This is a genomic window from Mycobacterium sp. (assembly GCF_032161845.1).
Classification (GTDB): Bacteria; Actinomycetota; Actinomycetes; order Mycobacteriales; family Mycobacteriaceae; genus Mycobacterium.
In genome coordinates this window covers 1-11,565 of sequence record NZ_JAVRQA010000104.1, presented here as the reverse complement: position 1 = coordinate 11,565, position 11,565 = coordinate 1, and the positions used below count along the sequence as shown (strand labels likewise).

Sequence of the window (11,565 nt, the reverse complement as noted above, 5' to 3'; positions counted from 1 at the left end):
TCACCACTTGTTGAAGACGTTCTGGGGTGGTGACGGCGGCTGGCGGGATCGACAAATGCCGGACGGAACGGTCATCTGGACTGCGCCCGACGGCCGAACCCACACCACTACTCCCGCGAGCCGGCTGCTGTTTCCGACGCTGTCGGAACCGACCGCACCGATCGTTGCGACCAGGACACCACCACCCGCGCACACCGCCGGGTTGACCATGCCCCGGCGCCGCACCACCCGAACCGAAGACCGGGCCCGCCGCATCAACGACGAACGCGAAAACAACCGCACGGCAATCGAGGCCGAAGCCGAACGAGAAGCGACGGCAGCAGCGCCCGCGGCTAGCGGTGACGCATCCGAAGATGCCCTGCTGCCATCGGACGCTCCGTTCTGAGCGCGGGTCCGGCTAGACAGCGACCAGATCGTCGGCGTGCACCGCGGGTCGGCGCATCTCGGCGGGCAGATCAGATGTCGAGCGACCGACCATGGAGGCCAACTCCGTTGCGTCGTAAGCGACTACGCCCCGCGCGATCACTGTGCCGTCCAGGGCGCGAAGCTCGACCACGTCGCCACCGTGGAACCGGCCCGACACCTCGGTGATGCCTGCGGCCAATAGCGACCGGCGCTGCTTGACGACCGCACGCACGGCACCGTCGTCGAGCATCAACGCTCCCGTCGACTCGGCGGCGTACCGCACCCAGAACCGCCGCGATGACATGCGTTCGGGTCGCGGCGCGAACACCGTCCCCACCGACGCGCCGGCCAGCGCGGCACCCGCTTCATCGGCGGCGGCCAACAGGACGGGCACCCCGGCATCGGCGGCGAGCAGGGCCGAGGACAGCTTGGACGCCATCCCGCCGGTGCCGAGGCGACTACCGCCCCCGGCGATCACACCGTCGAGGTCATCGATGCCCGCCACCTCGGAGATGAAGCGCGCCGGATTGCCTACGGGCGCCTTCCGCGGATCACCGTCGTAGAGGCCGTCGATGTCGGAGAGCAGCACCAGCGCATCCGCTCCGACGAGGTGCGCGACCAACGCCGACAACCGGTCGTTGTCACCGAATCGGATCTCGTTGGTGGCAACGGTGTCGTTCTCGTTGACGATTGCGACGGCGTGCAGTGCGCGCAGCCGGTCAAGGGTGCGCTGAGCGTTGGTGTGCTGTACCCGCATCGAGATGTCGTGAGCACTCAGCAGGACCTGCCCCACTGTGCGGTCGAAGCGACCGAACGCGGCACTCCAGGCATTCACCAGGGCGACCTGGCCGACGCTGGCCGCGGCTTGCTTGGTGGCCAAGTCGGTGGGCCGTCGGGACAATCCCAACGGCTCGATACCGGCGGCGATCGCACCCGACGAGACGATCACGACGTCGGAGCCCGCCTTCATCCGCGCCTGGATCGCGTCGGCCAGCGTCGCCAGCCGGCTCGCATCGAACATGCCCGTTGGCGTGGTCAGCGCGGTGGTACCGATCTTGACGACTACGCTGCGGGCCGTTCGGATGGCCTCGCGGTGCGGGCTGGTCACGACGGCTCCTAGCTCGTGGAGTCTGGGTGTTCGCGACTTTCCCGTCGCTGCTTGCGGGCGATCTTGCGCTCGTCAGCCCGAACCCGGTCGTCCTGTTCCAACCGCAGGTCGGTCCCGCGGCCAGACATCGTGACGTCAACGCCTGCCGGCGTTTGGGGTTCCCAATCAAACGTCATGTCACCGATCGTGACCGCACACCCTGGCTTCGCCCCGAGCTTCAGCAGCTCGTCCTCGACGCCGAGGCGCGCCAGCCGGTCGCCCAGATAGCCCACCGCTTCGTCGTTGGTGAAGTCGGTCTGGACGATCCAGCGCTCGGGGCGGGTGCCGCGCACGACGAAGCCACCCTCGCCGTCCGGCGTCACGGTGAAACCGCTCTCGTTGATCGGGATGGGCCTGATCACGGGGCGCCGCGGCGCGACCTCCGGCTGTGCCTTGCGGTATGCCGCAACCATGTCCCACAACGCGAAGATCAAGGGCCGCAGTCCATCTCGATTGACGGTGGACACCTCGAAGACGGGCCAGCCGTATCGCGAAGCCACTTCCTCACGGACGAAGTCGGCGAGTTCCCGCGCATCGGGCACGTCGATCTTGTTGAGCACCACGGCGCGTGGCCGTTCGGCGAGGTCTCCGAGAGACGTATCACCCTGCAATGTCGGGGTGTACGCGGCGAGTTCGGCCTCCAGCGCGTCGATGTCGGAGATCGGGTCGCGGCCGGGCTCCATTGTCGCGCAATCGACTACGTGCACCAGAACGGCACACCGCTCGATGTGGCGCAGGAAGTCGAGGCCGAGTCCGCGGCCGCCGGACGCGCCGGGGATCAGACCGGGGACGTCGGCAACGGTGAAGGTCTGTTCGCCCGCTGACACCACGCCGAGATTGGGCACCAACGTGGTGAATGGATAGTCGGCGATCTTCGGCTTGGCGGCTGAGATCACCGATACCAGTGAGGACTTTCCCGCCGACGGAAAGCCGACCAAGCCGACGTCGGCTACGGTCTTCAATTCGAGGGTGAGGTCGCGGGCCTGCCCCTTCTCGCCGAGCAGCGCGAAACCGGGGGCCCTGCGTGCCCGCGAGGACAACGCCGCGTTGCCCAGTCCGCCACGGCCTCCGGCAGCGGCTTCGAACCGGGTGCCCGAACCGGTCAGGTCGGCGAGCATCCTGCCGTTCTCGTCGACGACGACGGTGCCGTCGGGAACGCGGAGTTCGAGATCGTCGCCAGCGGCGCCGTCGCGGTTGTTACCCATCCCCTGCTTGCCGGACGGGGCGTCGACGTGCGGGTGGAAGTGGAAGTCGAGCAGCGTGTGCACCTGCGGGTCGACGACGAAGACGATGCTGCCACCGTTGCCGCCGTTGCCGCCGTCGGGTCCACCGAGCGGCTTGAACTTCTCGCGGTGCACCGAGGCGCAGCCTCTACCGCCGTTCCCTGCCCGCGCGTGAATGACGACGCGGTCGACGAACCGGGGCATCAGAGGTCCTTCCCATGACGAAATCTACGTTTCTGCAGCGCAAGTGCGAGAGCCGAGCTGCAAGACGTCGATCTCGACTTGGAGTTAGCTCTCGATGCGTACGGTGCGAACGATGTTGACGGTCTTGCGGCCGCGCTTCTCACCGAACTGCACGGCACCGGGAGCGGTGGCGAACAGGGTGTCGTCGCCGCCACGGCCGACGTTGACGCCGGGGTGGAAGTGAGTGCCGCGCTGACGCACGATGATCTCGCCCGCCTTGACGACCTGACCACCGAACCGCTTGACGCCGAGGCGCTGTGAGTTTGAGTCGCGACCGTTGCGTGAGCTGGAAGCGCCCTTCTTGTGTGCCATTAGTTCGCTCCCTTGCTTACTTGATGCCCGTGACCTTGACGACCGTCAGCTTCTGACGGTGGCCCTGGCGCTTGTGGTAACCGGTCATGTTCTTGAACTTGTGGATCCGGATCTTTGGACCCTTGGTGTGCTCGAGCACCTCTGCGGTGACGGCAACCTTCTCGAGCTCCTTCGCGGCGGTGGTGACCTTCGCACCGTCGACGACCAGCGCCACTGGCAGCGAGACGGAGTCGCCGGCTTCGAGCTCCAGCTTCTCGACCTTGACTATGTCACCGACCGCGACCTTGTACTGCTTGCCGCCGGTCTTGACGATTGCGTACGTAGGATTCTGGGCTGCCATCGTGGTCGTGCTTCCTCTGCTTCGCTTGCGGGCGCGCGCCACCGGAGGGTGGCGTGCGCGGGTCTGGGGTGCGGGGGTCATCAGCCCCGCGTGTCGCGGACTCAGTCGTTACGGAGCCTGCAGACAACTGTGCAAGGGTACGTGACCAGCGGGTAGAGGGTCAAACCGCGACCCGCTCCGCGGCATGTGAGCCGTCATGAAACCGGTGGACCTGCAGGGCGGGCGGCCGCACGCCGGCGTGCCGGTCGGCCGGTCACGGCAACGAGGGGTTCGTCGTCCTCGTCATCGTCGTCCTCGTCGTCCTCATCATCGGAGTCGTCGTCCTCCTCTGAATCATCGTCGTCATCGTCGTCGTCGATGTCGTCGCCGTCCGAATCATCGTCATCATCGTCATCGTCATCGTCGATGACTTCGATGTCGTCGTCGTCTTCGTCGTCGTCATCTTCGTCGTCGTCGAGGTCGTCGTCGGTGTCGTCCGCGATGACTTCTTCAACGGGCTCGGTCACCGCCAAGTCCTCGGAAGCCTCTACGACCGCGTCGTCGACACCCTCGGAGGCGTCGTCGGCGTCCTCCTCGTCGCCCTCTTCGCGACCGGTGGCCGCAGCCATGGCCCTGAACATCGGATGCTCACCCGCCGCGTGCACCGGAACCTTGGCGACCTGGACCTCTTCTTCGGTGCGGCCGCCCTTCTTGCCGCGCTTACTGCGGCGCCCGGTTCCCGGCTCGTTCTTGCGGCCTGCGCTCGAATTGGAGTCGACGGGGTCGCTGTGCAGCATGATGCCGCGCCCGGCACAGTGCGAGCACGTCGTCGAGAAGGCCTCGATGAGCCCGGTGCCAAGCTTCTTACGGGTCAGCTGCACCAGCCCGAGTGAGGTCACCTCGGACACCTGATGCCGAGTGCGGTCCCGCGCCAGCGCTTCGGTCAGCCGACGCAGCACCAGATCGCGGTTGGACTCCAACACCATGTCGATGAAGTCGATGACGATGATGCCGCCGATGTCGCGCAACCGGAGCTGCCGAACGGTTTCCTCCGCAGCCTCGAGATTGTTGCGGGTGACGGTCTGCTCGAGGTTGCCGCCCGAGCCGGTGAACTTGCCGGTGTTGACGTCGACGACGGTCATCGCCTCGGTGCGGTCGATGACCAGCGTGCCGCCGGACGGCAGCCACACCTTGCGGTCCATCGCCTTGGTCAGCTGTTCGTCGATCCGGTGCACCGCGAACACGTCGGGGCCATCGGGGGCAGCGGGCTCGTACTTGCTCATGCGCGGAAGAAGCTCCGGCGCAACGGATGTCACGTAATCACTGATGGTGTTCCAGGCGTCGTCACCGGACACGATGAGGCCGTTGAAGTCCTCGTTGAACAGGTCGCGGATGACCTTGACCAGCACGTCGGGCTCTTCGTACAGCGCCATCGCGGCACCCGCGGCCTTGGCCGTGATCTCGGCGCCCTTGGCCTCGATTTCGCTCCACCGCTCCTGCAACCGGTTGACGTCGGTGCGGATGTCGTCTTCCTTGACGCCTTCGGAGGCGGTGCGGATGATCACGCCCGCGTCGGACGGGACGACCTCGCGGAGGATCTCCTTCAAGCGCTGGCGTTCGGTGTCGGGCAACTTGCGGCTGATGCCGGTCGACGACGCACCGGGCACGTACACCAGATAGCGGCCTGCCAACGAGATCTGCGTGGTCAGGCGAGCGCCCTTGTGGCCAACGGGGTCCTTGCTGACCTGCACGACGACGTAGTCACCCGGCTTGAGCGCCTGCTCGATCTTGCGTTGGGAACCGCCGAGGCCTGCGGCCTCCCAGTTCACCTCACCGGCGTAGAGCACGCCGTTGCGGCCGCGGCCGATGTCGACGAACGCCGCCTCCATCGAGGGCAATACGTTCTGCACGATGCCGAGGTAGATGTTGCCGACCAGCGACACCTGCGCTGCAGAGGTCACGAAGTGCTCGACGACGACGCCGTCCTCCATGACCGCGATCTGGGTGTACCGGGCCCCTTCGTGCGGCGGCTCGCTGCGGACTCTGTCGCGGACGACCATGACCCGCTCGACGGCTTCGCGCCTGGCGAGGAATTCGGCTTCACTCAGGATGGGCGGACGGCGCCTGCCTGCGTCCCGACCGTCGCGGCGGCGCTGACGCTTGGCCTCGAGCCGGGTCGATCCCGCGATGCCCTGAATCTCCCCGTCACCGCTGGACTTGTTCGACGCCTTCGCGGCCCGCGGCTGGCGCTCGTGAACGACGGTGTTGGGCGGGTCGTCGGGCGCAATCGCCTCGTCACCGTCAGCACCACCACCGGTCTTGCGGCGGCGGCGCCTGCGACGACGGCGGTTGGCGCCGTCACCGCCTGCGTTCTCGTCGTCGCCACCATCGTCGTCGGCACCGTCGTCTTCGCCGCCGTCGTCGTCGGAGTCACCCTGATCGGCAGCATCGTCCTGGTCTTCGCCATCGTCGTCGGCGCTTTGTTCCCCGCGACCGCGTCCGCGGCCACGACGGCCACGGCGACGGCGCTTGTTCGCGGGCGGATCGCCCTGATCGTCGTCGGCTTGGTCATCGTCGGAGCCAGACGCGTCGTCCTCGTCCTCGTCCTCGTCGTCATCGTCCTCGTCCACGTCGGCCTGCACCACCACCCGGGGGGCGACGAACGCAACGGGTTGCGGCGCCACGAACAGTGGCATGTACGCGGCGGGTGCCGTGCTCGGCGGAAGCGGTTCCGGCACCGGTGGCGGTTCGGGTTCCACCTCGAGGGCCTGCGCCGACGGTGCGACGCTCGGCGCTGCTGGCTCGACGAAGACGTCGACGGGGGCCTGGCTCAGCTGTGCTGGCACGTCCTCGTCGCGCTGAGTGTCTTCTGATAGGTCGAATGGGGCATCGTCAGCCACGTACTCTCCTCAAGCCCCCGGGCGCGTCGTAATGACGCGGCCACGCGAGGGCTTTCGCTATGGACCCGTGGAACTCTTCCCGGGCTTGTCATGGTCTCGCTCCGAGCAGCTCGTCAAGAACTCTCAGTGCCTGGCTGAATGACGACTGGACGCCGCGCCGCACTTGGAACACGTCCTAGGTGGTCGCGCTCGCCCAAGTCTTCATCCGGGTGTCCAGCTCCGTTATGAAGCAGGTCACCCTCGGCCAGTATCCCACACCGCAGCGCGGATTCCGACGAGATGCCGATCCCGGCCGCTGAAGGCAGCTAACTGCCCGGGAACCAGAGCTCGATTTCGCGGGCCGCCGAGTCGGGCGAATCGGACCCGTGGACGAGGTTGTCCTGGGTGACCAAGGCCAGGTCACCGCGGATGGTCCCGGGGGCGGCCTTCTCAACGGGATCGGTGCCGCCTGCGATCTGACGGAACGCCGCAATGGCCCGCGGCCCCTCCACGATCGCGGCCACGACCGGGCCCGAGGTGATGAACTCGAGCAGCGACGAGAAGAACGGCTTGCCGTCGTGCTCGGCATAGTGCTGCCGGGCCAGTTCCTCGCTGACGTTCTTGAGTTCAAGGGCCGCGATCGTCAGACCCTTGCGTTCGATTCGGCCGAGAATCTCTCCCACCAGGAGGCGCTTCACGCCGTCGGGCTTTACCAACACCAGCGTCCGCTCAGTCACGGCGTGGAAGCCTACCCGTCAGTAGGCGGGCGCTGCTGGCCGGGCAGCAGGCCACGGTCCTGACGCCGCTTGACCTCGGCTCGCAAGTAGGCGATCAGCAACCACACCGCGGCGAAGACCACGCCGATGAAGCAGACCGCGGGATGGATGACCACTCCCCCGATCAGCACCAGCTGAGCCGCCAAATTCGCCTTCAGTGCCCACGACCTGCCCTGCACACCGGCCAGCAGGATCAGCACGCCCGTCATCCCGATGAGGAAGCCACCGCTTGTCCACGTTAGGCCACCCTGGGAGAACGAAACCACCGGCAGCGCAAGGAGAACCACGATCGCCTCGAGGATCAGCGTGCCCGCCATGACTCCGCGGAAGCTCTTCCACGGATCCGGACCCACGGGTTGTGGTGCCGCGGGTTCGCTCACGACGGATCCCGTCCGAACAGGGTGCGCGCCGCGCCCGCGGTGAAGACCGACCCCGTGATGACGATGCCGCTACCGGAGTAGCCGTCGGGGAACGTGTCGTCGCTTCCGCTTTCCTCAGCCAACGCGATCGCCGTCTCGATGGCGTCGGGCAGCGTCTGCGCCGTGATGACCCGGTCGGGGCCGAAGTGTTCCTCGGCGCGCATCGCCAGACCCTCGACGTCCATGGCACGCGGTGAACCGTTGTGCGTCACCACCACTTCGTCGAAGGCCGGTTCGAGGGCGGACAGGATGCCGTCGACGTCCTTGTCGCCCATCACCGAGACGACACCGACGAGATGGCGGAAGTCGAACTCCTCGGCCAGCGCCTTGGTGAGCGCCGTTGCGCCGGCGGGGTTGTGCGCTGCGTCGATGAACACCGTGGGGGCGCTGCGGACACGTTCCAACCGGCCCGGACTGGTCGCCGCCGCGAATCCCTCGCGCACCGCGTCCACGTCGAGCTGGCGGTCCGCTCCCGCGCCGAAGAACGCCTCAACGGCGGCGAGCGCGACCAGCGCATTGTGTGCCTGGTGCTCACCGTGCAGCGGAAGGAAGACCTCGGGATAGACACCGCCGAGACCCTGAAGTTCGAGAAGCTGCCCGCCGACGGCGACCTGGCGACGGAGCACCGCGAATTCCGAGCCTTCGCGGGCCACTGACGCGTCGGCCCGAATCGCTTCCGCCAGAACGACTTCCATCGCTTCAGGCACCTGTTGACCGATGATCACCACGGTATCGGTGCCGACCAGTTCGGCATCCCGCTTGACGATGATGCCTGCCTTCTCCCCGGCGATCTCGGCGATGGTGTCGCCGAGATACTCGGTGTGGTCGACACCGATCGGCGTGATCACCGCGACGGGTGCGTCGACGACGTTGGTGGCGTCCCAGCGGCCGCCCATGCCGACCTCGATCACCGCCACGTCGACGGGCGCGTCGGCGAAGGCGGCGAACGCCATCGCCGTGACGACCTCGAACTTGCTCATCGGCGGCCCGCCCGCGGCCTCGGACTGCTTGTCGACGAGCTCGATGAAGGGTTCCAGTTCGCGGTAGGTGTCGACGTACAGCGCCGGGCTGATCGGCTGGCCGTCGATGGCGATGCGCTCCACCGCGGACTGCAGATGAGGGCTGGTGGTGCGCCCGGTGCGGCGGTGCAGGGCGGTGAGGAGGGCGTCAATAATCCTGGTCACCGAGGTCTTCCCATTGGTCCCTGCCACGTGGATGCTCGGATAGGCCCGCTGTGGTGACCCGAGCAGCTCCATCAACGCAACGATCCGCGTCGTGCTCGGTTCGAGTTTCGTCTCGGGCCAGCGCTGGTCGAGCAGGTGCTCCACCTGCAGGAGCGACGCGATCTCGTCGGGGGTCGGTTCGCTTGACGTCATGCGAGACCGGCCAGGCGGGCAGTGATCCGCTCCACCTCTTCGCCGGCAACCTGCTGGCGGCCCCGGATCTTGTCGACGACGGCGTCGGGCGCCTTGGCCAGGAACTCCTCGTTGCCCAACTTCCCCGTGGTCTGGGCCAGTTCCTTCTTGGCGGCGGCCAGGTCCTTCTCCAGTCGCCGTCGTTCAGCCTCCACGTCGACGGTGCCCGAGGTGTCGAGTTCGACCAGCACCGTGCCACGCGAGAGCCGGACTTCCACGGCCGCCGACGGGGTGAAGCCGTCCGCGGGTTCGGTGAGCCACGCCAGCGACGTGGCGGCCGGGACCTGAGTGTTCATGTCCGCCTCGGTGATGCCGATCAGCCGCGCCGGCACCCGCTGCCTGTCGTTGAGCCCTTGATCGCTGCGGAAGCGACGGACTTCGGTGACGAGCTTCTGCATGTCCGCGATGCGGTTGCCCGCGAGTGCGTTCATGGCGATCCCCGACGGTTCCGGCCAGTCCGCGATCACCACCGACTCGCGGCCGGTCAACGCCTTCCACAGGGTCTCGGTCACGAACGGCATCACGGGGTGCAGCAGTTTGAGCAGGCTGTCCAGAACGGCGGCCAACACCGCATTGGTGGGCCCGTCCGGTTGGTCGGCCAGCTGCACCTTGGCCAACTCGAGATACCAGTCGCAGAACTCGTCCCAGGCGAAGTGGTACAGCGACTCGCAGGCCCGACTGAACTCGTAGCCGTCGAAGGCCAGATCGACTTCCGCGCGAACCTCTTCCAGCCTGCCGAGGATCCAGCGGTCGGCATCGGTGAGTGCGTCGGCGTCGGGTAGCGGCGCGGGGGCCGCGCCGTTCATCAACGCGAACCGGGTGGCATTGAACAACTTGGTCGCGAAGTTCCGGGAGGCGCGGGCGTAGTCCTCGCCGATCGACATGTCGCCGCCAGGATTGGCGCCGCGGGCAAGCGTGAACCGCAGCGCGTCCGCGCCGAACGCGTCGACCCAGTCCAGCGGATCGATCCCATTGCCCTTGGACTTGCTCATCTTGCGACCGAACTCGTCGCGGATGAGGCCGTGCAGGAAGACGTTCTCGAACGGCACCTGCGGGCCGCGGCTTCCGCAGGCGGTGACGGCGTCGTCGTCGCCGACGAAGGTGCCAAACATCATCATCCGGGCCACCCAGAAGAACAAAATGTCGTAGCCGGTGACGAGAACGCTGGTGGGATAGAACTTTTCGAGCTCCGGCGTGCGATCGGGCCATCCCATCGTTGAGAACGGCCACAGCGCCGACGAGAACCACGTGTCCAGCACGTCGGGATCCTGCTCCCAACCCTCCGGCGGGGTCTCGTCCGGCCCGACGCAAACCTTCTCACCGTTCGGGCCATGCCAGATCGGGATGCGATGCCCCCACCACAGCTGACGCGAAATGCACCAGTCGTGCATGTTGTCCACCCAGGCGAACCACCGCGGTTCCAGACTGGCGGGGTGAATCACGGTGTCGCCGTTGCGCACCGCGTCACCCGCGGCGGTCGCCAGCGACGACACGTTGACCCACCACTGCAGCGACAACCGGGGCTCGATGGGCTCGCCGCTGCGCTCGGAGTGGCCGACGCTGTGCAGGTAGGGTCGCTTCTCCTCGACGATTCGACCCTCAGCGGCGAGAGCTTCCCGCACCGCGACGCGGGCGTCGAAGCGGTCCATGCCGTCGAAACGCGTGCCGGTACCGGCGATGCGGCCCTTGCTGTCCATGATCGACGGCATCGGAAGGTTGTGGCGAACGCCGATCTCGAAGTCGTTCGGGTCGTGTGCGGGCGTGACCTTGACTGCGCCAGTGCCGAATTCGGGGTCGACGTGCGCATCGGCCACGATGACGACCCGCGTGTCGAGGAAAGGATGCGGCAGAGTCTGGCCGACCAGCGCGCGGTACCGCTCGTCATCCGGGTGCACGGCGATCGCGGTGTCACCGAGCATCGTCTCGACGCGCGTGGTGGCCACCACCAGGTGCGGTTGGCCGTCGTCCATGGACCCGTAGCGGAAGGAGACCAGCTCCCCCTCGACGTCCTCGTAGCGCACCTCGAGGTCCGAGATCGCCGTCTCGAGCACCGGCGACCAGTTGACCAGCCGCTCGGCCTGATAGATCAGGCCCGCGTCGTAGAGCTTCTTGAAGATCGTCCGTACGGCTCGCGACAAGCCGTCGTCCATGGTGAAGCGGTCCCGGCTCCAGTCGACGCCGTCACCGAGTCGGCGCATCTGTCCGCCGATGGTGCCGCCGGACTCGCGCTTCCAGTCCCACACCTTTTCGATGAACAACTCGCGGCCGAAGTCTTCCTTCGTCTTGCCGTCCACGGCGAGTTGCTTCTCGACCACGCTCTGAGTGGCGATGCCCGCGTGATCCATGCCTGGCAGCCACAGCACCTCGTAGCCCTGCATGCGCTTGCGCCGGGTCAGCGCGTCCATCAGCGTGTGGTCGAGCGCATGC

9 protein-coding genes and 1 pseudogene are annotated in these 11,565 nt (G+C 67.1%); 1 reads left to right on the top strand and 9 read right to left on the bottom strand.

Translation table 11 applies throughout. From position 1 onward, the window contains the following. Positions 1-385, top strand: a pseudogene (locus QOD90_RS06360) (HNH endonuclease signature motif containing protein); the annotation flags it as partial. A 12-nt stretch (positions 386-397) separates the two neighbouring features. Here the strand turns inward: QOD90_RS06360 and proB are convergent. The 9 genes from proB to QOD90_RS06315 all read right to left on the bottom strand — a co-directional run. Continuing rightward, positions 398-1,513 carry a glutamate 5-kinase gene (gene proB, locus QOD90_RS06355; protein WP_526347781.1) on the bottom strand — a complete coding sequence of 372 codons (1,116 nt, stop codon included), beginning with the start codon at positions 1,511-1,513 and terminating at the stop codon, positions 398-400. A gap of 8 nt (positions 1,514-1,521) precedes the next feature. Next, positions 1,522-2,979: a GTPase ObgE gene (obgE, locus tag QOD90_RS06350; protein WP_526347779.1), complete on the bottom strand. Its 1,458-nt coding sequence runs from the start codon at positions 2,977-2,979 to the stop codon at positions 1,522-1,524. An 84-nt stretch (positions 2,980-3,063) separates the two neighbouring features. Continuing rightward, on the bottom strand, positions 3,064-3,330 hold the full coding sequence (rpmA, locus tag QOD90_RS06345) for a 50S ribosomal protein L27 (RefSeq protein ID WP_526347777.1): 267 nt from the start codon (positions 3,328-3,330) through the stop codon (positions 3,064-3,066). Positions 3,331-3,346: 16 nt separating this feature from the next. After that, on the bottom strand, positions 3,347-3,670 hold the full coding sequence (rplU, locus tag QOD90_RS06340) for a 50S ribosomal protein L21 (protein ID WP_526347775.1): 324 nt from the start codon (positions 3,668-3,670) through the stop codon (positions 3,347-3,349). A 194-nt stretch (positions 3,671-3,864) separates the two neighbouring features. Continuing rightward, positions 3,865-6,549, bottom strand: coding sequence for a ribonuclease E (gene rne / locus QOD90_RS06335; protein WP_526347773.1), 2,685 nt, complete (start codon positions 6,547-6,549; stop codon positions 3,865-3,867). A gap of 305 nt (positions 6,550-6,854) precedes the next feature. Next, entirely contained in the window at positions 6,855-7,265 is a 411-nt protein-coding gene (gene ndk / locus QOD90_RS06330; protein WP_526347771.1) for a nucleoside-diphosphate kinase, read from the bottom strand. 11 nt (positions 7,266-7,276) lie between these two features. After that, positions 7,277-7,621, bottom strand: coding sequence for a DUF4233 domain-containing protein (locus tag QOD90_RS06325; RefSeq protein WP_526347783.1), 345 nt, complete (start codon positions 7,619-7,621; stop codon positions 7,277-7,279). A 59-nt stretch (positions 7,622-7,680) separates the two neighbouring features. Further along, positions 7,681-9,099 carry a bifunctional tetrahydrofolate synthase/dihydrofolate synthase gene (gene folC / locus QOD90_RS06320; RefSeq protein ID WP_526347769.1) on the bottom strand — a complete coding sequence of 473 codons (1,419 nt, stop codon included), beginning with the start codon at positions 9,097-9,099 and terminating at the stop codon, positions 7,681-7,683. Further along, positions 9,096-11,565 (bottom strand): valine--tRNA ligase (locus tag QOD90_RS06315; RefSeq protein WP_526347767.1); only part of this gene is annotated, 2,470 nt, incomplete at its 5' end. The genes QOD90_RS06315 and folC, both read right to left, overlap by 4 nt.